The following is a 24,442-nucleotide window of genomic DNA, read 5'->3' on the forward strand; positions in this document are numbered from 1 at the left end:
CTATCGAAAACGTTTGAGTTACAAAAAGGGGGTTAAAAGATGAATACAAGATTACTAACACCATCTGCTGATATTTTCGCTCCATTTGGCTCTTTGATTCAAATGCCTTCAGAAAAAGCGACGGTAAGTACAGAGTTTTTCGACTATTGGCACAATGTGTGTGATCTTTCGTCACTGGAGATGAAAGAGCCTGTAGTAGGTTTTCTCAGGGTAGTTAAAAGGGAATTCGTATTGAACAAAATGGAAAAACACGTTTTATCCGATGAGATTTTTATCCCTCTGACGGGATATGGCGTTTTCTCTCTTTGTCCAGCCGAAAATGATCCTTCAAAAGAACCCGATAAGATAACACATTTTTTCATAGGCAGTGAATCTGCTTTTTTGTTAAGAAAGGGTACGTGGCATTGGGCACCTTATCCTTTAACGGATGAGATGCGCTTCTTAATAATTGTTGATAAAGCAACAGTTGAAAGAGATATACACATAGTGGAGTTTGAAACACCTGTGAGAATACTATAGAAACACATCACATCATCTTTTAGAGGGGGTGTTTTTATGAAGAAGTTCTTGGTTTTAGCTTTGGTGCTGGTTTTTGCTATGGGAAGTCTATTGATGGGTTACAACACACCACAGCAGGTATCCAAGATGAAGATTTTCTTCATTGTGAAAGCGAGTGAATCCGAATTCTGGCAGATAGTTCTCGATGGTGCTCGAAAGGCAGCTAAACATTATGGAGTTGAACTTATCGATCAGGCACCTACCTCAGAAGCAGATGTGGCCAAACAGGTTTCCATCCTGGAAACAGCAATTTCTATGAAGCCTGATGCCATTGTCTTGGCTCCAACAGTTGCAGATGCTTTGGTTCCGGGAATAGAGAAGGCCACTGCTATGGGAATACCTGTTATCATAATCGACTCGGCTGCCAACACTGATAAGTACGTGACGTTCCTTGCCTCTGATAACTACAAAATAGGACAACTAGCAGCAGATGAATTGGCAAAGGCTATGATCAAAAAATTTGGTGAAGCCAAGGGAAAGGTAGCAGCCTTTACGTTCATGTCAGGAGTTGGTTCTTTAGAAGCAAGAATGAAGGGATTCTTGGATAGAGTTAAAGAAAAGTATCCTGGAATTGAAATAGTCACTGTGAGAGACGCTATGGGTAAACAAGGAAACACTCTCAACATGGCGATAGACGTTTTAACAGCTTATCCAGATCTTAGAGGCATATTTGCTAACAACCAGTACACGGGTGATGAAGTGGTACGTGCACTTGATATGAGAGGAGTGAAAAATCTTGCATTCGTGGCGGTAGACGCCGGACCACAAGAACTTTGGGGACTGGAGAATGGATATGTTGACGCTCTTATCCTCCAGAAACCGTGGGTCATGGGATACTCTGGTGTTGCTTTCGCTGTTTTAGCTAGAAATCTGACAGCACTCGGTTTTGAATTCCCCAAATTCATCGACACGGGTATTGTAGCAATTACTCCCGACATGTTGGGTAAACCTGAGGCAGAAGCAATTCTGGATCCTGTGAACTTCTACAAGAATTGGTGATATTATGGGATATAGTCAATTAAACGGGAGGGCTTGCCCCCTCCCGTTTAATTAAAGTAATTCTCAGGAGGTGTTTGAATGGAAGCAGTTCTTGAAATGAAAGCGATCACAAAAACTTTTCCGGGAGTTGTTGCATTGGATAAGGTGGATTTGAAGTTGGAAAAAGGAGAGGTGAAGGCTTTAGTTGGTGAAAATGGAGCAGGAAAAAGCACTTTGATAAAAATATTGACTGGTGCGTACACACCAGACAGTGGAGAGATTTTATTGTTTGGTCAAAAATACCAAAAAATGAATCCTATTTTGTCTGAGCGTTTGGGAATATCGGCTGTTTATCAGAATTTAATTCTTGCAGGGCATTTGACAGTTTTGGAAAACATTCTAATGGGGATAGAGCCATCGTTTCTGGGGTTTTTGAAAAGGCGTGAGATGGAAAAACGAGTAGAAGAAATTTTAGAGAGAATAGGTTACAAAGGTATAATTTCTCCGCGACAGCAGGTGAGAAATTTGAGTGCGGCTCAGCAAGGAATGGTTGCAATTGCTCGAGCACTTTCAAGAGATGCAAAGATACTCATATTTGATGAGCCAACAGCTGTTCTTGCCGAAAAAGAAGTCCGGGAGCTGTTCAGGGTAATCAGGCAGCTCAAAAGTGAAGGAAAATCAATTATTTACATTTCTCACCGCTTGGAAGAAATATTCGAATTGTGTGACAATGTTTTGGTTTTGAAAGATGGTAAAGTCGTTGGTGAAAAGAGTGTCAAAGAAGTCACCGAAGATGAGTTGATAAGAATGATGGTAGGTAGAGAGATAAGAAAAGATCTTTATGATCCCAACAGGAAAATAGGAGATGTAATATTGAGGGTTGAAAATTTGACCAACGAAAAACTGAAAAAATGTTCTTTTGAAGTGAGAAGAGGGGAAATTGTTGGAATTTATGGTCTGGTTGGTTCTGGAAGAACGGAATTAGCAAGGGCTTTATTTGGAGCTGATCCAGTTACAGAAGGAAAGATATTTCTCAACGGTCAGGAAGTAAAGATAAAAAATCCCCGAAAAGCAATTAATTTAGGACTGGGATTGGTTCCTGAAGATAGGAGAGGACATGGATTGGCTTTGAAGTTATCTGTAAAGGTCAATATAAACTTGCCTGTCTATAGAAAGATAGGGCGCTTAGGATTTATCAAGCTCACTGAAGAGAAGAAGAATGCAGAGCATTATGTGAAAGTTCTGTCTATAAAAACACCCCATATAAATCAAATCGTAGCAAATTTGAGTGGTGGAAATCAGCAAAAGGTGGTCCTAGCAAAATGGTTGGCAAGTCAGTCGAACGTATTCATAATGGACGAACCAACTAATGGAATAGACGTTGGTGCCAAACAGGAGATATATGATCTTGTAAATGAACTTGCCCGGAGAGGATCAGGAATTATTTTCATATCTTCTTATATGCCAGAGCTTATGGCAGTATGTGATCGTATATTAGTCATGCGAGACGGTAAAATCGTCGCCAATCTCAACAGAGAAGAATTTGATGAAGAGAGAATATTGAGTTTTGCCATAAGAAACAGTGTTTCACAAGGAGGTTCTAGGGTATGACGGAAAAAAATAAGCTCGGATCGAAAATAAAACTGAGCACACAAATGGTATTAGCTTTAGTGGTTGTAGCTCTATGGATCTTCTTAGCAATTGCTACTCCGAGATTTTTGACCTATGACAACATCAAGAATATTATGCGACAAATGACTATACAGGGAATATTAGGTATCGCCGCTGTTGTCGTTATCGTAACAGGAGGCATTGATTTATCCGTTGGTTCGGTAGTTGCGCTTGTGAACATTGTACTATCATTGATGGTTTCAAAAGGAGCAAACATAGGATCTTCTATACTCTATTGTCTTCTGTTATCAGCTCTTATAGGTTTCACAAATGGATTGATGGTATACGATTTGAAACTTCCTCCATTCATTGCAACGCTTGGAATGATGAGTATCGCACGAGGAGTAACTCTGTTGATTTCAAATGGACGAAATGTATTTGGGTTACCAAGAAGTTTAGCGGATTTTGCGAATAGTGATTCTCTGGGCATACCTTTATTTTTCTGGCTTCTGCTACTTGTTGTGGTCGGTATTGAAGTGATTTTCAGATTCACCAAGCTTGGAAGATACTTGTTTGCATTGGGAAGCAATATCGAGGCCGCAAGATTATCCGGTGTAAACATAAGAATTGTTACATACGCGGCGTACATTTTGGCATCGGTGCTAGCAGGATTTGCAGGTATTTTAGAAACGGCAAGATTGTGGATGGGAGTTCCCACAACGGGAACGGGTTACGAGTTGGATGCTATAGCAGCTGCAGTTATAGGAGGAGCTAGCTTATCGGGTGCAGAAGGGAGTGCTTTAGGAGCCTTTTTTGGGGCTTTAGTTATGACTACCATCTATAATGGTTCAGTTCATTTGAACGTCAACCCCTTCTGGCAGAGGGTACTGGTAGGTATCATCGTTGTAGCTGCAGTCGGTGTGGATCAACTTAGAAAGAGTAGGCAATAAACATTTTCATATCAGGGGGTGTTGTAGATGAAATACAAAGTGGGTCTCATTAGTTTTTCGGACGGTAGGGAATATGTTCACAAGGAATTGGAAAAGAAGGTAAAAGAATTTGAAGATAGGATAGCAAGAAAGTTGGAAGAAACAGGTGAAGTAGAAGTTATCAGGGCAAAAGAGATTGTGTGGAAACCATCGATTGCTAAAAGAGAAGGTAGAAGATTGACAGAAGAGGGAGCGGAAGTGACGATATTCAATTATGCAGTTTGGGCATTTCCTCATTTTTCAGTACTTGCAAGCAAGTTTGCTCCGGGTCCATTCCTACTTTTCTCCAATATAAATCCACAGTACCCCGGAATGGTAGCAATGCTTTCCGCGGCTGGTGCTTTGGAACAAGATGGAACGAAGCATTACAGAATGTGGGGAGATATAGAAGACGAGAAAGTCCTCAGGAGGGTCATGGCTTTTATAAGGGCTGGAAGTACGTACAAAAAACTCAGGGGACAGAGGTATGGTATGTTTGGAGGAAGATCTATGGGAATGTATACTGCTGTTCCTAACGTAGATCTTTGGAACAAGATATTCGGTGTGGATGTGGAACACATTGATCAATTCGAGATTGTAAGAAGAAGTCAAGAGATATCCGATGAGAGGGCAAGAAAGGGAAGACTCTGGATAGAAGAGAAAGCAAAAGCTGTGCATTACGATGGAAAGTATCTTACACCCGAAAAGTTGGAGCTTCAAATCAAAAGCTACCATGCTGTGAGGAACATAATAGAGGAGATGGAATTGGATTTTGTTGGTATAAAGGGTCAGTTGGAACTTACAGAACATTTTGTTACGATGGACGTAACAGAAGCCTTTTTGAACGATCCATACGATTGGGAGGGACCTCATGAACCAATAGTTTGTGCAACAGAAGCAGATTCCGATGGAGCACTTACAATGCAAATCTTCAAGCTAATCGCAAAAACCCCCGTTCTTTTTGCAGATGTCAGGCATTACGTAGAAGAATACGACATTTTGGATCTGTGTAATTCTGGGAATCATGCCACATATTTTGCAAACAAATCCTTTGATCCGGATGAAAACATGAAGAAAGTTGAATTCTACCCACAGACGTTCTACTTCCCGGCGGGAGGTGCTGCAGTTAAACACATAGCTGCACCTGGAAAAGTGACACTTGGGAGGCTCACAAGAGAAGATGGAAGATACAAGTTTACAGTAGTTCCTGGGGAATTTGTGGATTTCGGTGAGGAAAAAAATTATGAGATAGCGGATAGTATACAGAACAACTGGCCTCATGCGTTTTTAAAGATGGAAACACCAATAGAGGATTTCTTGTCACGATATTCATCCAACCACATCCACGGTGTTTACGGGGATTATGTTGAAGAAATAAAGACATTCTGTGAAATAACTGGTATTGACTTCGTACTTATGAAATAAGGGCGCCAAGGCGCCCCATATTTTTTTTTATAAGGAGGAAGTATGAATGGGATATAAACCTACATGGGAATCTCTAAGAGGACATTCTCTCCCTACGTGGTTCGATGAGGCAAAATTTGGAATCTTCATTCACTGGGGTATTTACTCTGTTCCAGGTTGGGCACCACCAACAGGAGAACTTGGGAAAGTACCAATGGATATCTGGTTTGTTCGAAACCCTTATGCGGAGTGGTATGAAAACTCTCTCAGAATCAAAGGAAGTCCTACTTGGGAATATCACGTAAAAAACTATGGTGAGAACTTCAAATATGAACAGTTTGCCGACCTATTCACAGCAGAGAAATGGGATCCTCGTGAGTGGGCAGAACTCTTTAAAAAATCAGGTGCGAAATACACGGTTTTGACAACAAAGCATCATGATGGATTTTGTCTGTGGAAAACGAGGTATACTGATTTCAACGCGTTGCAAAGAGGTCCCAAGAGAGACATTGTAGAGGATTTTTCAAAGGCTGTGAGAGATGTCGGATTGAGGTTTGGTGTTTATTATTCAGGGGGATTGGATTGGCGCTTTACAACAAAACCTATTGAACATGTAGAGGATTTTGAGTACATCAAACCAAACACTTATGAATATTCCGACTATGCTTACAAACAAATTGTGGAATTGATAGATTCTTATTCTCCCGATATTTTGTGGAACGACATAGAATGGCCAGAGAAAGGAAGAGAAGATGTGAAGTACCTGTTTGCCTATTATTACAACAACCAGCCTAAAGGAGTAGTTAACGATAGATGGAAAGTTCCTCATTGGGATTTCAGAACAGCGGAGTATCATCTAAACTATCCAGATGACATTCCGGGATACAAATGGGAATTTACAAGAGGAATGGGTCTTTCATTTGGTTTCAACAGAAACGAAAAGGCGGAACATATGCTTACCATTGATCAGCTTGTTCGCGTGTTAGTAGATGTGGTGAGTAAAGGTGGCAATCTTCTTCTGAATGTGGGTCCAAAAGCCGATGGTACGATCCCGCAAATTCAAAGAGAAAGACTTCTAGGAATTGGAAGATGGTTGGAAAAGTATGGAAAGGTCATATATGGTACAAGACCATGGGAAAGATGTTGTGCAAAGACGGAAGATAATTTGGAAATCCGTTTTACCACGAAAAATGGGAAACTTTATGTAATCTTCCTTGGTATACCAGAAGAGGAAAGAGTGATAATAAGAAATTTCAATGTTGAGGGGAAAGTGAGACATTTCTTAACAGGTAAATATCTCGATTTTAAAAATATAGGTGAAAATTCTGAAATCATCATTCCGAAAAGTCTTTCGAAACACGACGATCGAACATTAATTCTTGAAGTAGAATTATCCGTCATTTAATCAGAAAGCCCAATCTTCTGGATATTTCTTTCGCAGCTTTTGTCACCAGCTTTGCATACTCTTCTATTTTGTCCTCGGATATTCTCGAAGCTGGCCCTGAGATACTTATAGAGGCTACTGCAAAACCTTTTTCGTTTAGAATGGGAGCTCCTATACAACGAATTCCTTCTTCATCTTCCATGTTATCAATGGAGTATCCTCTTTCGCGTATCTTTCTCAATTCTTCAATGAGTTTTAGCTTATCCGTGATGGTATTCTTCGTTCGTGGTTCTAATTTGATTTTTTCCAATATTTCTTCCTGCTGCTTTTCAGGAAGAAAAGCTAGCAAAGCTTTTCCAATGGCTGTGCTGTACAAAGATGCCCGCTTTCCAATATAAACCTTTGTTCTCAAGGACTGGGAACTTTCCAACGCTTCTATAGAGAGAACGTGCGTTCCTTCAAGAATTCCAAGGTGTATGGATTCTCCAGTTATGGCTTGCAGTTGTTCCATAACGTCTATCGCTGCTTTCCTTATTTCCAGAGAGGAGAGTACTATACTCCCCAGTTCCAAAAGCTTATATCCCAAGCTGTAAGTTTTATCAGGATTTTTTGTCAAAATTCCCAATTCAACAAGAGCATTACAGATTCTATAGACCGTCGGTTTAGGCATACCTGTCTGTTCCGATATTTCTCCGAGACTGAGAACGGGTTTTCTCATACTGAAACAACTTAAAATCTCTACCGCCCTTTTTAATACTTGCATCGATTTTCTGTCCTCCTTAGCAATCTCTTGTTTCTAGAGTTTGACTTACAGGGTTGTACTTCGATATAATTATAACTGGTTTCGATAAATGATAAATCATTTCATATAATGAAATAAAATAGAAAGGAGGAGTTATTGGATGAAAATACATAATTTTAGGTACAACGTTGTAGAGAAATTTGGACGAGTGCTTCTGCCTCTCATAACGGTTTTCAAGGAAGATCAGTCGATTGATTACAAAACCACCCGAAAAGTTGCAAGATATGTGATCGAAAGGGGATTTTGTGATTCTATCATTGTGAGTGGAACGACCGGTGAATTCTATGCTATGAGTGTTGACGAAAGAATTAGACTGCTCAGAGAGATCAAAGATGAGGTGGGGAATGAGGTTCCTCTCATAGCGGGAACAGGTGCTATCTTCGTAGAAGATGTTATTAGATTGAATCAAGAGGCAGAAAGGTTGGGGTATGATGCTGTGATGGTGGTACTTCCCTATTATTGTCACCCTGAACAAGAAGGTATTTACCAGCATTTCAAGATAATCGCTGAAAATACCTCTCTTCCTATAATGGTCTACAATATTCCTCTTTTTGTTGGAGTGAACCTTGAACCTAAGACTCTCGCAAGAATAGCGGAGTTCGACAATGTTATTGCAGTTAAAGATGAAGCCGGTCTCCATCCTGTTCAAACTACGGATTATATAAAAGCTACGAGTGGAAAACTGGCTGTCTATTCTGGAGATGACACGATGATTCTTCAAGTTCTTGTGCAGGGAGGAGTAGGTGTTGTAAGTGGTGGAGCGCACGTTGTAGGGGATATTATAAAAGCTATGATAGATGATCATCTGAACGGAAAAAACGAAGAAGCAATGAAGAAATATCATGTTCTTATGGATCTATTTGCTGCTTTTCACGGAGTGGATGGTAAAAGAGTTAATCCTACTCCACTCGTGAAGGCTGCATTCGAGATGATTTCAGGATTACCTACTTCTGCTGTTCGTTTGCCTCTGATTCCTGCGACTGATGAAGAAAGAGCAAAATTGAAGGATGTGTTGAAAAGAATCGGGAAAATAGATTGATACATTAAAATCTCAGAAGGGGGTGTTTTTATGAGAGGATGGAGGATACTTCTGGTAGTTTTGTTGTCACTAACGGTGATCGCTTGGTCGGAAGTCAAACCAGATTACGTAATTCGTTTCAGTACAGTTGCTGCTCCCACTCAGCCCCAAGTACTTGCGATGCAGAAATTTGCGGAGATAGTAGAAGAGCTTAGTGGCGGAAAAATTAAGGTAGAGGTGTACCATTCGGGACAGTTGGGAGATCAAAGAACAGAGTTACTTGCAGTAATGAGGGGAGACCTCGAGATGTGTAGTGATTCCGCTCCATCGTGGTTCGCTGATCTTGCAGCAATGCCTGAATTTGGTGTCTTCGAGGCGGCTTACGCTTTCAGAGATCTTGACCATATGTACAGAGTTATGACGAGCCAGATGGTTCAGGAACTCTTCGACAAATTGGCAAAGAAAACCAACCTCAGGGTTTTGGATGTTTGGTATCTTGGAACTCGTGAACTCAATTTCATTGAAAGAGTAGGGCCTGTGAGAAAACCGGAGGATCTTAAAGGTGTAAAGCTCAGAATGCCCAACAACAAAACCTTCCTCCACATGGCTCGAGCTTTGGGAGCAAATCCCACACCGATGAGTTTTACAGAAGTTTATCTAGCACTGAAGACAGGAGCCGTGGATGGACAAGATAATCCCCTTCCAACGGATTACAGTGCAAAGTTCTGTGAGGTAACTCACTACATAGTTCTCACCGATCATCAAATAGGAATGATTTGTCCGGTGATTAACGAAAAACTGTGGCAAAGTATGCCGGAAGAGTATAGAAATTACATCAAAAGAGCCATTCAGGTCGCTCGTTACTACATGAACTATACTGTTTTGGAGCAAGAGGCAAAATTGTTGAAACTGTTCCGAGAACAATATGGAATGGAAATAATTGTCCCCGATAAAGAAGCATTCATCAAACATGCACACGAATACTATCTGAATAATCCGGCATTTGATGAGAAATGGAAGGAGTTGTACAGAAAGATCCAAGAGATGTAATAGTTTGTTAAAACCGGTAGAGCCTTTGCGCTCTACCGGTTTTGAAAAGAGGTGAGACTTTTCAATGAAGATACTAAGGGTTATTTTAAAAACAATATTGGATGTTTTGGAAATTCACCTACCATCGATTTTGCTTTTTACTTTCACTATCTCTTTGTTTCTTCAGGTTTTGTTGAGATATGTTTTCAAATTTCCCTCTCCTGAGCTTTATGAGATAACTTCTTACTGTTTCGTGTGGACGGTTTTGCTCGGTGCAGCATGTGCCCATCGTTATCGTGATCATTTGAGATTCAATATAATTTATGAAAAACTTCCTAGAAAGGTTCAGTTAGTAATAGACATAACCTTTGATTCGTTCATAACAATTCTTTTCATAATCTCATTGAAACCTATCTTAAAGCAAACTTTCTGGTATCACCTGATTCGGTCGGAGGTTTTAGGGATCCCCTGGACTTATTTAGTTATAAGTCTTCCTGTTTTCATGATATTGGTTATTTATCACAATATCTCGTATGTATACTACGGAATTAGAGAATTGATAACAGGCGTTCCTGCAAAAACGGAGGGAAAACCATGGGAATGATTTCTTTCTTTCTAACGTTCGGTATAATGTTCGTTTTAGGGTATCCTATAGTCTTTGCCATGATAGCTGCTGGTATAGTTTATTTTCTTTCAACAGGAATAAGTCTTCCAAATCTGTTGGACATTTTAACAATACAATTTTCTGGTCAATACGTTCTGATATCTGTGCCGCTTTTCATATTTACAGCCAACGTCATGAACGATTGTGAAATAACAACAAAATTATTTGATTTCATAAAAAAGGCATTGGGAGGAATTAGAGGGGGGCTTGGATACGCTAACATTGCTGCTAGTATAATTTTTGCGGGTATGAGTGGTTCAGAGATAGCGGATGTCTCGGGAATAGGTAGCATCGAAATAAAAGCCATGCTAGATGAGGGATACGACGGAGCATTCGCTTGTGCTGTTACAGCTGCTTCTGCTACGATTGGTCCTATCATTCCTCCGAGCATTCCTATGGTGATTTATTCGATGCTCACCGGGACTTCCCTGGGATATCTATTTCTAGCAGGCTTCTTGCCAGGGCTTCTTTTGGGAGCTCTTGAAATGTTAATGGTTTATATCTTGTCGAGAGTACGCAACTATCCGTGTACCGGGAGAGTCCCATTACCTTTACTTATAAGGTCTTTTTGGGTCTCTCTACCAGCACTTTTAGCACCTGCCATTCTTCTAGCCGGTCTTTATGGAGGTATCTTCACAGCTACTGAAGCTGCCGCGATAGTAGCAGTTTATGTTATGTTGATAAGTTGGTTAATATACAGAACTCTCGGTTGGAAGAAACTCTACAAAATTTTAATGAAGACGGCAGAAACGGTTGGTTACATTAGTTTTATAGTCGCATCGGCGAACATTTTCACTTATGTGGTTGCCCGAGAACATGTTCCTCAGCTTTTAACAGAAGCTTTCATAAATGCAGGTTTGCTTTCGAACAGAATTTTGCTCTTGTTGAGTGCTAACCTCCTGTATTTCGTACTAGGAATGTTCATAGATGTTTCCATAATTCAATTAGTTGTGATTCCTATGATTTTCCCATTGGTGATAGCTGCAGGGATAGATCCAGTGCATTTTGGTATAATAACCACCGTCAATCTAATGATGGCGTTGGATACACCTCCCTATGGCCAAACCGGTTATATTACCAGTGCGATAAGCGGAACACCACTGAGAGAGGTTTTCAAAGAAATGTTGAAATATTGGATACCAATAGAGGTCGCCGCGCTGATGATCATAACATTTTGGCCAGATTTCGTTCTATTCCTACCACGTCTCTTTGGCTATTCAGGTTGATCTGGTATTATGATAACTTTGGCTTTTCGCCTTTGAGGAGGTATTGTCATGTTTGGAAGATCTAATCGTAATCACACTCATAGTGGGATGGGCCCTGCAGGCTTTTGTGTTTGTCCCAAATGTGGTTACAAAAAACCGCACACACCAGGTGTCCCATGTAAGGAAGAAAGATGTCCAAACTGTGGATCTGTTCTTTTGAGAGAGGGATCTTATCACCATAGATTGTTAGAAGAGAGAAGAAAGAAAGAGGATTCAGATCAATCGTAAAGTGTTGTTAATATGAAAAGTTTCGTTCGAAATCCTACCTTCTTCAGTCCTACCAAGTTGCTCGTTGTGAACTTCCGGGCAACTTTTCTTTCAGTTATCATCACATGAAATTTTAGAAGAGGATTTGGCAAAGACTGGAAAACGGATAGATTCTTGCCGCCTTAAAATGAAAATATTTTTAAATTATAATGTGGTAAAATATCAGATGTGGAAGGTGATATCTGTGAAGAAAATCAGACTCGGTATCGTAGGTTGCGGAATTGCTGCTAGAACGTTGCATTTTCCAGCTTTGAAAGAGCTTTCTCATCTTTTTGAGATAACGGCTGTTACCAGTAGAACAAGAGCGCATGCAGAAGAATTCGCAAGAATGTCGGGAAATCCAGTGGTGTTTGATAGCTACGAAGAACTTTTAGATTCAGGACTTGTTGATGCTGTTGATCTTGCGGTTCCTGTCGATCTGAACCTCCCGTTCATTGAAAGAGCTCTTCAGAAAGGTGTCCATGTTATCTGTGAAAAGCCGATTTCAACGGATGTTAAAACAGGTAAAAAGATTGTTGCGCTATCCAGGAACTCTAACAAAGTGGTGTACATTGCGGAGAATTTCAGACATGCTTCTGTTTTTTGGAAAGCGAAAGAGTTAATCGAAGCTGGAAAGATTGGTGAAGTCGTATACACGAGTTGGCAAATATGGGTGGGTATGGATGAAAGCAACGAATATGTTCGTACCGATTGGAGAAAGGAACCAAAACACGTAGGTGGTTTCCTCTCCGATGGAGGAGTTCATCATGCGGCAGCACTGAGATTGATCTTCGGAGAGGTCGAATGGGTTTCAGCCGTTGCAGAGGATTTGTCACCTCATCTTGGAGGTATGGATTTTCTCTCAACGCTTTTCGAGTTCGAAAATGGTATTGTTGGAAATTATACCGTTTCTTACTCTTTGAAGGGTGAGGACGAATTCGAAGTTGTTGGAACGAAAGGAAAAATGTTTATTTTTTGGGACAAAATCGTTTTGAATGACGATGTTGTTGCTGTTCCGCAGGAAGATAGTTATCAAAGAGAGTTTGAAGATTTTTATCATGTAATTGTAACGGGAAAACCAAATAATTTGGGAAATCCGGAAGAAGCCTTGAAGGATCTTGCTTTCATAGAGGCTTGTGTGAAATCGAACGGAGAAAAGACGTTCATATCTGAGTTTCTGCTTTGAAGGAGGTGTTTTGCATGGAGTATAGAAAAGTTGGAAAATGGGGTATCAAAATTAGCGAGCTTTCTTTGGGCTCGTGGCTTACGTTCGGGAAGCAACTCGATCTTGACACAGCCGAGGAAGTGGTGAAAAAGGCATTCAACAGTGGCATTAATTTTTTTGACACAGCTGAAGCTTACGCAGGTGGAATAGCGGAGGCTATGTTGGGGAAGATTCTCAAGAATTTCAGAAGAGAGGATCTTGTTGTTTCCACGAAAATCTTCTGGGGTGGCAAGGGACCAAATGATTTGGGCCTTTCCAAAAAACATCTTCTTGAGGGAACCTGGAACTCGTTGAAAAGGCTTCAAATGGATTACGTGGATATTCTCTATTGTCACAGGCCAGATCCCAACGTTCCCATGGAAGAAGTCGTTTTCGCTATAGATTACATTCTGAGAGAAGGTTTAGCCCTTTACTGGGGAACTTCTGAATGGAGTGCAAAGGAAATAGAAGCAGCCCATAGAGTGTGTAAAGAACTTGGTGTTATGCCACCGATTGTGGAGCAACCTCAGTACAACATGTTTGTGAGGGAACGTGTTGAAAAAGAGTATGCACCACTCTACGAAAAATACGGAATGGGTCTTACCACTTACTCGCCTCTCGCGTCTGGCCTTCTCTCTGGCAAATACAACAATGGAATTCCCGAGGGTTCAAGACTGGCAACTTTTCCACAAGTCAGGAAGTGGTTAGAGGAAGGTGGACTCCTCAACGAAAGGACGTTCGAGAAACTTAGAGCTCTTCAGAAGATAGCGGACCAACTTGGTGCGACTTTACCACAACTTGCGATAGCCTGGATTTTGAAGAACAAAAATGTGAGTAGTGTGATTCTTGGCGTAAGCAGACCAGAACAATTGGATGAAAACATAAAAGCGGTTGAAATTAAAGAAAAGCTCACTGAGGGTATTATGAAAGAGATAGAATCGATACTAGGAAGTTGAAAGGCGCCGAACGGCGCCTTTTTTTTAATGACAACAACCATGACCACGTGGTTTTCCTTGGTGTGCGTATCTTTCTGGATCATCTCTGAATTTTTCAGCACATTCTTTCGAACAGAAGAAATATTCCTTTCCCATGTATTCTACCCGTTCTACAGCCTCTTCCTTTTCGATTTTCATTCCACAGACAGGATCTTTCACTTTCATAAAATCACCCCCTTGTGCTATAATTAGTTTAGCATAATTCAAAAGGAGGAATCAAGCATGTGTCCATTCTGTTTTTGGCATTGGGGCTTCTGGCCCTGGAACTGGACTTGGGGAGGAGGAATCATCATGATGGTATTTTGGGCAGTGATTTTGGTGGTTTTGTTTGTCCTTTTATTCAGATGGATCGAAGGTAATCGAACGCATGAAAGAGATGCTGGAAATCAAAGAGCCATCGAACTTTTGAAAGAGAGACTTGCTCGTGGAGAAATTTCGGAGGAAGAGTACGAAAGGCTCAGAAGGAGGTTGGAGGATTAATGGGCGACTTCGAGTTATGGAGAAAGACTTTTCCCGAGGTTAGTGGAGCGGTCATGCGAATGAGGAACAAATCTTTTTCCGATGGGGCTATACCTGCGAAATACAAAGTGTTGATGGCGCTCCTTGTGTCTGTTATGGAGAAATGTAAACCTTGCGCCCAGAGTTACTATCGGAAAGCTCTCGAATTGGGAGCCACAGACGAGGAAATAAAAGAAGTTTTCGAGGTAGCTATAACCATGGGAGCCTGCATTTCAGAAACCTGGGCGAGGGAGGTTTGGAAGTATGGGCGAAACATTGAAAACCAAGGAGAATCGTGTTGCAAATGAAGTGAAAAAGACGTTCACCGTAACAGGTATGACTTGCGCAACGTGCGCGAAAACGGTGGAAAAAGCTTTGAAAAAACTCGACGGAGTGAAATTTGCCGCGGTGAATTTGGCAACGTCCACGGGCTTTATAGTAGCAGAAAGGGAAGTCTCTTTCGATGAAATAAAAAAGACAGTTGAAGAAGTTGGATACGGTGTGAGCAAGGAATCCCCAGAAGATGTCGAGAGGAAACGTTATAAAGAGTCCAAAAGAAATTTGATTTTTGCATGGCTTATCACAGCTCCTCTTGCCGTTCTCATGCTCTATCATATGTTCATCGCTGAAATTCCTTATTTTACTTGGATTGAAGTCTTTGCCGGAGCGTTTGTTACCTTCTATGTGGGAAGGGCAACTATCAGAGGTGCATGGATCGCTTTGACACACAGGCACACGAACATGGATACATTGATCTTTTTCGGTGCTGTGACTTCCTGGGTAACTGCTCTATTGGACAGTTTGGGACTTCCTGTGATGTCTTTTGGAGCAATAGGTACGATGATCGTTGCTTTTCATATCACAGGACGTTTCATAGAATCGTACCTAAGGGACAGAGCAAGCAAAGAGATCAAAGCGCTTCTGAAACTCCAGGCAAAAGAAGCTCGAGTTCTTACGGATAAAGGAGAAGTAATGACTCCTATAGAAGCAGTTAAGGAAGGGTTTGTTGTCTTAGTGAAGCCTGGTGAGAGAATTCCAGTGGATGGTGTGATCGTGGAGGGAAAATCTTCTATAGACGAGTCAGTTGTCACGGGGGAATCCATACCAGTTTTGAAAGAAGAAGGTGGTGAGGTAATAGGAGGTTCACTGAATCTATCCAGCCCCATCAAGATAAGGGTTACAAAGGTTGGAGAAGATACGTTCCTTTCGCAGATGATCAAATTGATTCAGGAGGCCCAAGGGTCAAAAGTTCCAATACAGGCACTCGCCGACAGGATCACCATGTGGTTTGTCCCTGCCATCATCATTCTGGCGATAGCCAGTGCCTTTGTTTGGTATTTTAATTACGAAAGTTTTTTGCCATTCGTGGAGAAGGCAAGATCTATATTTCCTTGGATCATACAGACCAGTGATCCTTTGACATTTTCCATATTCGTTTTCGTTGCCACAATTGTTATAGCATGTCCATGTGCGCTTGGGCTTGCTACTCCTATGGCCCTTGTGACGGGAACAGGCCTTGCCGCAAAGAAAGGTCTTCTCATAAGGAATGCCGAGGCGATACAGACTTCGAAAGATATAGGAGTTGTTCTCTCGGACAAAACGGGGACACTCACTGAAGGGAGACCCAAAGTTGTGGATCATAATCTCTCCGATGATTTGATCAAGATTGTTGCGAGTATAGAGAAAAACTCCAACCATCCTTTAGCAAAAGCTATTTCGGAGCTTTCTCAAGAATCTGTTCCTATAGAGAATGTCGAAGAAATCCCTGGAGAAGGTGTGAAAGCATATTACGAAGGAAATGAATATTTTGTGGGGAAACCTCTTGACTACTCGAGATATGATTCTTTGCTCAGTGAAGGAAAAACCGTTGTTGAAGTGAGGAAAAACGATGAAATTGTAGGATTTCTCGCGATAGAAGATCCAATTCGAGAAGACAGTCCAGCTGCTGTGAAAAGACTCAAAGAAATGGGAATTGATTTGGTCATGATAACTGGGGACAACGAAAAGACCGCGAAAGCAGTTGCCAGGCGTCTTGGGATAGAGAAATTTCATGCGGGTGTGAAACCTTCTGAAAAATTGGATCTTGTAAGAACTTATCAAACTCATGGAAAGAAGGTGGCAATGGTTGGTGACGGAATGAACGATGCGGCTGCTTTAAAAGGTGCGGACGTAGGGATCGCTATAGGTTCGGGAACCGACCTTGCCATCGATAGCGCCGATATCATCATAACAAAGGGTGGCATATCGAAAGTCGTCGATGCCATAGAAATATCCAGGAAAACGTTCAAAATCATAAAGCAAAACTTGTTCTGGGCCTTTTTCTACAACGTGGTGGCTATACCGATGGCGATGATGGGATTGCTTCATCCGGTGATTGCAGAACTCGCAATGGCTTTCAGTTCCATAACTGTGACTGTGAATTCGATGAGGGTCAGAAAATGAGTGTGGCAAAAAAATATGACAAGTTTTCAAGATTTTACGATAAAGTCGAAAGCTTTTTTGAGAAGAAATATCTCTCCCATTTTCGTAAAAAACTCTTCGAAAAGTTGGAGGGAGGGAAAATTCTCGAAGTTGGCATAGGTACCGGAAAGAACCTACCTTATTATCCGGACCATGTGGAAATAGTAGGGATCGATGTGAGCGAAGGCATGTTGAAAATATGCGAAGAGAAATTGAAAAGTTATCCAGAAAAGCATGTAAAACTCCTCAGAGCGGATGTTCAAAATCTACCATTTGAAGATGAAAGTTTCGATTGTGTTGTTTCTACGTTCGTTTTCTGTACGGTACCCGATCCTTTGAAAGGTTTGAAAGAATTAAGAAGGGTTCTCAAAACATCTGGCAAGGTGTATTTCCTCGAACATATGAGAAGTGAAAAATGGTACATCAACTTGATACTTTTTTTCATGAATATATTCACAAAATCATTGCTGGGAACGAGCATGCTCAGAAAGACCGATGAGAACATAAGAATGGCGGGCTTTGCCATAGAGGAAGAGGAATTTCTTTTGAAGGATGTGGTGCGCTTGATAGTTGCTAAAAAGGAGGTGTGAAGATGCTTGAAAGGATAAGGGAAAACACAACTCTCAAAGAGATCATAGAAGCTCATGAGAGGTTGGAAAAAGTTCTCAGGAAGTATGGATTCGATACTTGTTGTGCAAAGATGAAAAATCTGAAAGACGCATGTGAGGATAAAGGATTAAACGTTGGAGAACTTCTAAAGGAGTTAAACAGGATCGTAGATGAGATAAACGAAGAAGAGAGGATAATAAAGGAAATCGAATCTAAATTTTTGTAAGGAGGTGTGTGTATGAGATATGTGTTGAGCGTGCCGGATATCTCTTGTAATCATTGTAAGATGAGAATTTCTAAGGCGTTGGAGGAAATCGGTGTGGATGATTACGAGGTGAACGTTGAAGAGAAAAAGGTTATCGTTGAAACCAACGATCTCGATAAAGTTTTGAGAAAGCTCGAAGAGATTGATTATCCTGTCGAAAGTTATACGGAAGCTTGAAGAAAATCTTTCAAAACCCTTTTCAAAAAAATTCGAAATTTTCCATCTTTAAGGCCCTCATTGTGAGCAGGAGTGAGGGCCAATATTTCACCTTCAAAAAATCTCCTCTTCCATCCTGCAACGGTTTTTCCATCCTCTGATTCACTCCAGAGAAATATTTCTACATCCGATCTAAGCTCGATAAAATATTGTTCATCCGCGAGTACAAATTCAACCCTTTCTCCGTAGTATCTCACTTTCTTCTGTGGGGGATGATGGATGAATCTTCCCCCCACTAACCTGTTGTAACTCTCTGGAAAGTGGGCAAGACCCGAATGCCAGGCAAAAAGTTTTCCACCGGATCTGATGTATCCTTCCAAAAGTTTTATTTCCTTCTCTTCTAACCATGGTTTATTTTCATCGATGAGGTTCCATCTTCCTATAACAACCAAGTTCGGTAGCTTCCGTATTTCATAGAATTTGTTTGGCGAGTAATCGTAGATGATACCTTTTTCCAAAACATTTTGAAGAGTTTCCAAATAAAGGTCGTGATCGTGATATTTGTCTCCAAGAAAAGCAAAAATTTTCATGACAATCCCCTCCTCGGTCTAATGCTACTACTGTCATATGTAACAGAAAAGTTAACAGTTGACTCTGGAACTTTTTATGTAATAAAATTTTTTTGCAAAAAGATCTATTTAATACAATTTAGAAAAAAATTTTATTTAGGGAGGTGTTGGTTAATGAGCAAAAAGGTATTGTTAGCCATTGTTTTGGGAGTATTGATTGTTTCATTAACGTTCGGTGCAAAGTATACCTTAAGATTTGGACACGTGCTCGCTCCAGGAGAACCTTACCATCAGGCGTTCTTGAAATGGGCGAAAGCAGTTGAAGAGAGAACGAATGGAGATGTTAGAATCGAGGTTTTCCCGAGTTCACAGCTCGGAGTCGAAGAGGATGTTATCGAACAGATCAGGATGGGAGCACCGGTTGGTTGGAACACAGATTCTGCAAGACTTGGGATGTATGTTAAAGATATAGGAGTAATGAATCTCGCGTACTTCATCGATTTCATGGGTGCAAAGACGCCCGAAGAGGTGATAAAGACATTGAAGAAAATCAAACAATCACCAACTATGCAAAAGTGGTTGAAAGACCTAGAGCAAAGGTTTGGTATCAAGGTATTGTCCTTTTACTGGGTACAAGGATACAGACATTTTGTGACAAACAAACCTATCAGAAAACCGGAAGATCTGAGTGGTTTGAGAATAAGAACCCCTGGAGCCCCCGCTTGGCAAGAATCTATAAGAGCACTCGGTGCGGTTCCTGTAGCTATCAATTTCGGAGAGATCTATACGGCAGTTCAAACCAAAGCTGTTGATGGGGCAGAACTCACCTATGCAAATGTTTACAACGGTGGTCTATACGAGGTTTTGAAGTACATGTCTGAAACTGGTCATTTCCTCCTCATAAACTTCGAAATTGTCAGTGCAGATTGGTTCAACAGTTTGCCACCGGAATATCAGAAAATAGTCGAAGAAGAGATGGATAAAGCGGGAATAGAAGTATCGCTCAAGATCATGAAAGAACTCGAAGAAGAGTACAAGCAGAAATGTATAGAAAAGGGTATGACTGTTATACCCGCTTCTGAAATCGATAGAGAAGCTTTCATGGAGAGGGCGAAACAAGCGTACAAGAAGTTAGGACTCGAAGATGCACTAAATCAGTTAATCAAGGAAGTGAAAGGAGAGTGATCTTCAAGGCCCAGCCCAATGGGCTGGGCTTATTCTGAATTGACAGAGGTGATAGTTGTGAAAAAATTCGATGAAATGCTTCTGAAATTTGAAAAACACTCCGCAAAAGTATTACTCTTAGTGATGATTGTTCTGGTTTTCTCCTCTGGAATTGCAAGGTTTTTGAAGCATCCCATAAACTGGGCGGTGGACTTCAGTACTTTTTTATTCGGTTGGGCATGTTTTTTTGCGGTGGATGTTGCTTGGCGAGAAAACAAGATGATGTCTGTGGATATTCTGGTAAAACGTTTTTCTAACAGAACGCAAAAGATTATAAGGCTCGCAAATTACATAATTATCCTGGCGTTTGTTGTTTACCTCATCATATGGGGGTTCTACCTCTCCTATAAAACTAGATACAGAACTTTCGTTGGGATGCCGAATTTTAGTTACACATGGGTTACTCTGAGTATACCGGTTGGCGGAATACTCCTCTTTAGGACCACAATTCTGAAGATAATCGCAGAATTCAGAGACAACAAGAAGGAGGCAAAGTGATATGGTAATAGTACTGATTGCTTTTGCCGTTTTCTTGATTTTAGGAATGCCCGTTGCTTTCGCTATAGGAATATCGGGATTTCTCTGGTTTCTTCAGCATCCCGAACTTCCTATAACCATACCCATTCAAAGATTGCTGTCGCAGACAGTGAACTTCACTTTACTCGCGATTCCCATGTTCATAGTGGCTGGAAATGTGATGAATTCAGCTGGGGTGACGAGGCGCCTTCTCGATTTTGCTTCGACGCTCGTCGGTCACATGAGAGGTGGACTCGGTCAAGTTTCGGCGGTTCTTTCCACGTTGATGGGAGGGGTTTCGGGTTCCAGTATAGCGGACGCAGCGATGGAAACAAGAATGCTTGGACCTGAAATGTTGAGGAGAGGTTATCCCAGGGGATTTGCAGTGGCCGTAAATGTATGGACGTCTTTGATCACACCGATCATACCTCCTGGAATTGCGTTCATCATCTATGGAACGATTGGTCAGGTTTCGATCGGTAGACTCTTTGCAGCAGGTATTGGACCAGGGCTTCTTCTGATGATTGTTTACATGATCACCATCTGGTTTGTAGCAAAGCGGTTGAATCTTGCACCAGAAAGGGAAAAAAAGGCTTCAACTGGTGAAATAATGAGATCTTTAGGAAAAAGCATTTGGGCGCTCATTTTCCCTATTTTGTTAATTATAGGTCTCAGGGGAGGCCTCTTTACACCTTCAGAAGTAGGATCTTTTGCTGTGTTATATGGAATATTTGTAGGATTTATTATCCATAGAGAGATGTCATTTAGGGTTCTCTATTGGGAAACTCTTGAAAATTCTCTTGGGGACATAGGTAGTGTAATGTTTATTCTGTCGATGTCTTCCATTTTCGGTTATGGAATGATTTGGGAAAGAATCCCTGAAAAGTTGGCTGAATTTTTACTTGGTATCACTAGCAATCCGAACTTGTTGATGATTATGATATCTATTTTCTTGGTATTCGCTGGATTGTTTGTAGATGCCACCGCTCTCATCCTCATGCTCACAGCCATTTTACTTCCTGTTGCGAGACATGTGGGAATAGATCCTGTTCATTTTGGATTGGTTTTCATTCTCTCCGCTGCGATGGGGAATCAAACTCCGCCTGTCGGAGCATCGATGTACGCAGGATGTTCTGTCCTTGGTGCCACGTTAGAAGAATACATTAGAGCGTCTTGGCCTTTCTTGGTAGTTACTGTGATCGCTATACTCATTGTTATTTTCTTCCCACAGATTGTTCTCTTCATACCGAATCTCATCTTCGGATAAGGAGGGATTGAGAAATGAACTTTCAAGGTAAGGTGGTTTTGATAACGGGAGCCGGATCTGGTATAGGAAAGAAAGCTGCTATTATGTTTGCAGAAAGAGGAGCAAAAGTAGTTGTTAACGATATTTCTGAAGAGAAAGGAAATGATACCGTAAAGTTGATAAAGGAAAAAGGAGGAGAAGCGTTTTTTGTCTACGGGGATGTGGCAAAAGATGCGGAGAAAATCGTGAGAAAGACGGTGGATGTATTCGGCAGACTTGATATTCTTGTGAACAATGCAGGAATTGTACCGTACGGAAACATAGAGGAAACATCAGAGGAAGATTTCGATAGGACCATTTCGATCAATGTTAAGGGGCCGTTCTTGCTTTCTAAGTATGCAGTTGAACAGATGAAAAAACAGGGTGGTGGTGTGATTGTCAACGTTTCATCAGAGGCGGGCCTAGTTGGTATACCCAGAAGATGTGTGTACAGTGTATCAAAAGCTGCCTTGATTGGGCTTACCCGATCGTTGGCAGTTGATTACGTCGGATACGGAATAAGAGTTAACGCTGTCTGCCCTGGAACGACTCAGTCTGAAGGTTTGATGGCGAGGGTGAAGGCATCCCCCAATCCTGAAGAACTTCTGAGGAAGATGACCTCTAGAATACCTATGGGAAGACTCGGAAAAGAGGAAGAAATAGCTTTTGCTATATTGTTTGCAGCGTGTGACGAAGCGGGATTTATGACGGGTAGTATCATATCGATAGATGGGGGTTCTACAGCGGTGTGAGGAGGTATCAAAATGGACGTTATCCAAACAATTAGAGAAAAGTATGAGGAATTTACCAAAGCGGAAAAACGTATAGCAGACGTTGTTCTTGAAAATCCAAGAAGTATCATAGAAAGTTCTATCAGTGATTTGAGTAAGAGGGCAGGAGTAAAAAGTGAAGCATCTATTGTGAAGTTCTATAAAAAGTTGGGTTTGAGCAGTTTCCAGCAATTTAAGGTGTTACTCGCACAGAGCATCTCTCGCGCCCCCCTAGAGATAGTTTACGAGGATGTTTCTGATGAAGATGACACGAAGGTCGTCACTGAAAAGATATTCAAAGCCACAGTGAGGGCGATTTTGGATACTTTAGATTCTTTGGATGTTGCCTCTGTAGAAAGAGCAGTAGAGTTGTTCAAAAATGCTAGAAGAATCATATTTGTGGGCTTTGCTGCTTCTGCTGCCGTTGCTTTTGATGCATTTCATAAGTTCACCCGAATAGGAAAGAATTGCTTGTTTTCTAACGATGAACACATTGTAGCCACCATACTCGCAACAGCTACTCCTGACGATCTTCTCGTCACCATCTCGCACACCGGTGAGACGATTTCTATCGTGAATTTTGCTAAAAAGGCGAAAAGTCTGAGGATACCTGTTGTTGCAATAACTGGCAATAAGAAGTCTACTCTTTCAAAGTATTCCGATGTTGTCCTCGTTACAAACACCAAAGAAACCAAGATAAGAACTGATGCTATGACGTCGAGAATAGTGCAACTCGTAATCCTCGATACGATATACACACTTCTCGCTGCAAGAGATCCACGAGCTATAGAAAATCTTAACAAGAGCAGGTTAGCGGTCTCGGAGCTCAAGTATTGAACACGGAGGGGAAATCATGAAGAAAAGAATCTTGGTTGTTACACGCACTTTTGGAAAATATTCTCGTGATCCAATAGATTTTCTTGAAAGAGAAGGCTTCGAAGTGATAAAAGTTGATAGGATAGATGCCAAGGCTTTGAAGGGAGTTGATGCGCTTATAGTGGGAACTCATCCTGTAACAGCGGAAATGATAGAGAGCTCCGATCTCAAAATAATAGCGAAACACGGTGTGGGTGTGGATAACATAGATCTTGAAACGGCTACAAATAAAGGAATACCGGTTACCATTACAACTGGGGCGAACTCACTTTCCGTTGCAGAACTTACCATAGCTTTTGCATTTGCTCTGAGCAGGGGGTTGATATGGGCTCATAACATGCTGTTTTATGAGAGAAAGTGGGAAAGCATAGTGGGTCAAGAAATTGCGGGGAAGGTTCTTGGTGTAGTAGGATTCGGAGCGATTGGCCGGGAAGTTGTCAAAAAAGCTACATGTTTAGGTATGAAAGTTTTGGTCTATGATCCGTTCGTTAGTAAAGATTCCATAAGGTTGTATGAGGCGATTCCTGTTGATGAGTTAGATCAACTGTTGAAAGAAAGCGATATCGTATCCTTACATGTTCCCTTGAATGAAGATACAAGAAACATGATAGGAGAAAGAGAATTGAACCTCATGAAAAGATCTGCTTTTCTAATAAATACTTCTCGAGGAGGATTAGTGGATGAAGCCGCCCTCGTAAAAGCGTTGAAAGAAGGAAGAATAGCGGGAGCGGCTCTCGATGTTTTTCAAGAAGAACCACCAGACCCTAACTCACCGCTCTTTGAATGTCCAAATCTTATCGTAACCGCACACATAGGAGCACACACAAAAGAAGCCATTTATAGAATGAACATGATGGCTGCTCAGTCCGTTGCTGAGTTTTTTAAAGGTAAGGTTCCAAAACATATTGTGAACAAAGAAGTTGTTGATATACTGAAGAGAAAGGGATATCAGGAGGCCTCTTGAACCAGAAAGGACTATGTGTTAAAATAGTTCCAGCGACGAGCAGGCGTAGCTTCAAGCGGTGGAGCGCCGCCTTGGTAAGGCGGAGGGTGTGGGTTCGAGTCCCACCGCCTGCTCCATTTTTTTT

At 41.3% G+C, this 24,442-nt stretch carries 27 protein-coding genes and 1 tRNA gene; 25 read left to right on the forward strand and 3 right to left on the reverse strand.

Going from position 1 to position 24,442, the window contains the following annotated elements:
• Positions 1-39: 39 nt before the first annotated feature.
• The 6 genes from AS005_RS04640 to AS005_RS04665 all read left to right on the forward strand — a co-directional run bounded on the left by AS005_RS04640 (position 40) and on the right by AS005_RS04665 (position 6,924).
• On the forward strand, positions 40-519 hold the full coding sequence (locus tag AS005_RS04640) for an ureidoglycolate lyase (protein ID WP_101510546.1): 480 nt from the start codon (positions 40-42) through the stop codon (positions 517-519).
• Between the two features lie 36 nt (positions 520-555).
• A complete protein-coding gene (locus AS005_RS04645) occupies positions 556-1,557 on the forward strand; it encodes an ABC transporter substrate-binding protein (RefSeq protein WP_101510547.1) in 1,002 nt (333 codons plus the stop codon).
• Positions 1,558-1,635: 78 nt separating this feature from the next.
• Positions 1,636-3,147, forward strand: coding sequence for a sugar ABC transporter ATP-binding protein (locus tag AS005_RS04650; protein WP_101510548.1), 1,512 nt, complete (start codon positions 1,636-1,638; stop codon positions 3,145-3,147).
• Positions 3,144-4,097 (forward strand): ABC transporter permease, encoded by a 954-nt coding sequence (locus tag AS005_RS04655; protein WP_101510549.1) that lies wholly within the window; start codon positions 3,144-3,146, stop codon positions 4,095-4,097. Before AS005_RS04650 ends, AS005_RS04655 begins: the two co-directional genes overlap by 4 nt.
• A 27-nt stretch (positions 4,098-4,124) precedes the next feature.
• Positions 4,125-5,540 carry an L-fucose/L-arabinose isomerase family protein gene (locus AS005_RS04660; RefSeq protein WP_101510550.1) on the forward strand — a complete coding sequence of 472 codons (1,416 nt, stop codon included), beginning with the start codon at positions 4,125-4,127 and terminating at the stop codon, positions 5,538-5,540.
• A 46-nt stretch (positions 5,541-5,586) separates the two neighbouring features.
• Entirely contained in the window at positions 5,587-6,924 is a 1,338-nt protein-coding gene (locus AS005_RS04665) for an alpha-L-fucosidase (protein WP_101510551.1), read from the forward strand.
• Here the strand turns inward: AS005_RS04665 and AS005_RS04670 are convergent.
• Positions 6,917-7,666, reverse strand: a complete 750-nt coding sequence (locus AS005_RS04670; protein ID WP_101510552.1) for an IclR family transcriptional regulator — start codon at positions 7,664-7,666, stop codon at positions 6,917-6,919. The genes AS005_RS04665 and AS005_RS04670 overlap by 8 nt on opposite strands.
• Before the next feature lie 139 nt (positions 7,667-7,805).
• Between AS005_RS04670 and dapA the strand changes: the two genes are divergently transcribed.
• The 6 genes from dapA to AS005_RS04705 all read left to right on the forward strand — a co-directional run bounded on the left by dapA (position 7,806) and on the right by AS005_RS04705 (position 14,087).
• A complete protein-coding gene (gene dapA / locus AS005_RS04675; protein ID WP_101510553.1) occupies positions 7,806-8,744 on the forward strand; it encodes a 4-hydroxy-tetrahydrodipicolinate synthase in 939 nt (312 codons plus the stop codon).
• Positions 8,745-8,774: 30 nt separating this feature from the next.
• A complete protein-coding gene (locus AS005_RS04680) occupies positions 8,775-9,773 on the forward strand; it encodes a sialic acid TRAP transporter substrate-binding protein SiaP (protein ID WP_101510554.1) in 999 nt (332 codons plus the stop codon).
• Positions 9,774-9,837: 64 nt separating this feature from the next.
• Positions 9,838-10,356, forward strand: a complete 519-nt coding sequence (locus AS005_RS04685) for a TRAP transporter small permease (RefSeq protein WP_101510555.1) — start codon at positions 9,838-9,840, stop codon at positions 10,354-10,356.
• Entirely contained in the window at positions 10,347-11,642 is a 1,296-nt protein-coding gene (locus tag AS005_RS04690; protein ID WP_101510556.1) for a TRAP transporter large permease, read from the forward strand. Before AS005_RS04685 ends, AS005_RS04690 begins: the two co-directional genes overlap by 10 nt.
• Before the next feature lie 490 nt (positions 11,643-12,132).
• Entirely contained in the window at positions 12,133-13,113 is a 981-nt protein-coding gene (locus tag AS005_RS04700; protein WP_199203849.1) for a Gfo/Idh/MocA family protein, read from the forward strand.
• Positions 13,114-13,127: 14 nt separating this feature from the next.
• On the forward strand, positions 13,128-14,087 hold the full coding sequence (locus tag AS005_RS04705; protein WP_101510558.1) for an aldo/keto reductase: 960 nt from the start codon (positions 13,128-13,130) through the stop codon (positions 14,085-14,087).
• A 24-nt stretch (positions 14,088-14,111) separates the two neighbouring features.
• On the opposite strand, the gene AS005_RS04710 is transcribed toward AS005_RS04705, so the two are convergent.
• Positions 14,112-14,291 (reverse strand): YHS domain-containing protein, encoded by a 180-nt coding sequence (locus AS005_RS04710; protein ID WP_101510559.1) that lies wholly within the window; start codon positions 14,289-14,291, stop codon positions 14,112-14,114.
• A gap of 126 nt (positions 14,292-14,417) precedes the next feature.
• Here AS005_RS04710 and AS005_RS04715 point away from each other — a divergent pair, with 126 nt between their 5' ends.
• From AS005_RS04715 to AS005_RS04740, 6 genes are read left to right on the forward strand one after another with little or no spacing between them, the layout of a single operon-like run.
• Positions 14,418-14,606 carry an SHOCT domain-containing protein gene (locus AS005_RS04715; RefSeq protein ID WP_304442514.1) on the forward strand — a complete coding sequence of 63 codons (189 nt, stop codon included), beginning with the start codon at positions 14,418-14,420 and terminating at the stop codon, positions 14,604-14,606.
• A complete protein-coding gene (locus AS005_RS04720; protein WP_101510996.1) occupies positions 14,606-14,932 on the forward strand; it encodes a carboxymuconolactone decarboxylase family protein in 327 nt (108 codons plus the stop codon). Before AS005_RS04715 ends, AS005_RS04720 begins: the two co-directional genes overlap by 1 nt.
• Entirely contained in the window at positions 14,889-17,066 is a 2,178-nt protein-coding gene (locus AS005_RS04725; RefSeq protein ID WP_101510561.1) for a cation-translocating P-type ATPase, read from the forward strand. Before AS005_RS04720 ends, AS005_RS04725 begins: the two co-directional genes overlap by 44 nt.
• Positions 17,063-17,674, forward strand: coding sequence for a class I SAM-dependent methyltransferase (locus tag AS005_RS04730; RefSeq protein ID WP_101510562.1), 612 nt, complete (start codon positions 17,063-17,065; stop codon positions 17,672-17,674). Before AS005_RS04725 ends, AS005_RS04730 begins: the two co-directional genes overlap by 4 nt.
• Before the next feature lie 2 nt (positions 17,675-17,676).
• Positions 17,677-17,919 (forward strand): DUF542 domain-containing protein, encoded by a 243-nt coding sequence (locus tag AS005_RS04735; RefSeq protein WP_101510563.1) that lies wholly within the window; start codon positions 17,677-17,679, stop codon positions 17,917-17,919.
• Positions 17,920-17,931: 12 nt separating this feature from the next.
• Positions 17,932-18,135: a heavy-metal-associated domain-containing protein gene (locus tag AS005_RS04740; RefSeq protein ID WP_101510564.1), complete on the forward strand. Its 204-nt coding sequence runs from the start codon at positions 17,932-17,934 to the stop codon at positions 18,133-18,135.
• Here the strand turns inward: AS005_RS04740 and AS005_RS04745 are convergent.
• Positions 18,120-18,704, reverse strand: a complete 585-nt coding sequence (locus AS005_RS04745) for a ThuA domain-containing protein (protein WP_101510565.1) — start codon at positions 18,702-18,704, stop codon at positions 18,120-18,122. The two genes, AS005_RS04740 and AS005_RS04745, sit on opposite strands and share 16 nt — an antisense overlap.
• Positions 18,705-18,857: 153 nt before the next feature.
• Here AS005_RS04745 and AS005_RS04750 point away from each other — a divergent pair, with 153 nt between their 5' ends.
• The 7 genes from AS005_RS04750 to AS005_RS04780 all read left to right on the forward strand — a co-directional run bounded on the left by AS005_RS04750 (position 18,858) and on the right by AS005_RS04780 (position 24,434).
• The gene (locus tag AS005_RS04750; protein ID WP_101510566.1) at positions 18,858-19,868 is read left to right on the forward strand and encodes a C4-dicarboxylate TRAP transporter substrate-binding protein; all 1,011 of its coding nucleotides are present in this window, start codon (positions 18,858-18,860) and stop codon (positions 19,866-19,868) included.
• Positions 19,869-19,925: 57 nt separating this feature from the next.
• Complete coding sequence (locus AS005_RS04755) at positions 19,926-20,405, forward strand: TRAP transporter small permease (protein WP_101510997.1); 480 nt, start codon at positions 19,926-19,928, stop codon at positions 20,403-20,405.
• A 1-nt stretch (position 20,406) separates the two neighbouring features.
• Complete coding sequence (locus AS005_RS04760; protein ID WP_101510567.1) at positions 20,407-21,690, forward strand: TRAP transporter large permease subunit; 1,284 nt, start codon at positions 20,407-20,409, stop codon at positions 21,688-21,690.
• A gap of 14 nt (positions 21,691-21,704) precedes the next feature.
• Positions 21,705-22,460 (forward strand): SDR family NAD(P)-dependent oxidoreductase, encoded by a 756-nt coding sequence (locus AS005_RS04765; protein ID WP_101510568.1) that lies wholly within the window; start codon positions 21,705-21,707, stop codon positions 22,458-22,460.
• 12 nt (positions 22,461-22,472) lie between these two features.
• The gene (locus AS005_RS04770) at positions 22,473-23,315 is read left to right on the forward strand and encodes a MurR/RpiR family transcriptional regulator (protein ID WP_101510569.1); all 843 of its coding nucleotides are present in this window, start codon (positions 22,473-22,475) and stop codon (positions 23,313-23,315) included.
• Positions 23,316-23,331: 16 nt separating this feature from the next.
• Positions 23,332-24,318: a phosphoglycerate dehydrogenase gene (locus AS005_RS04775; RefSeq protein WP_101510570.1), complete on the forward strand. Its 987-nt coding sequence runs from the start codon at positions 23,332-23,334 to the stop codon at positions 24,316-24,318.
• Between the two features lie 39 nt (positions 24,319-24,357).
• Positions 24,358-24,434 (forward strand) — tRNA-Thr (locus AS005_RS04780).
• The last annotated feature ends 8 nt before the right edge of the window (positions 24,435-24,442 follow it).

This window comes from Thermotoga sp. KOL6, assembly GCF_002866025.1.
Taxonomy (GTDB): Bacteria; Thermotogota; Thermotogae; order Thermotogales; family Thermotogaceae; genus Thermotoga.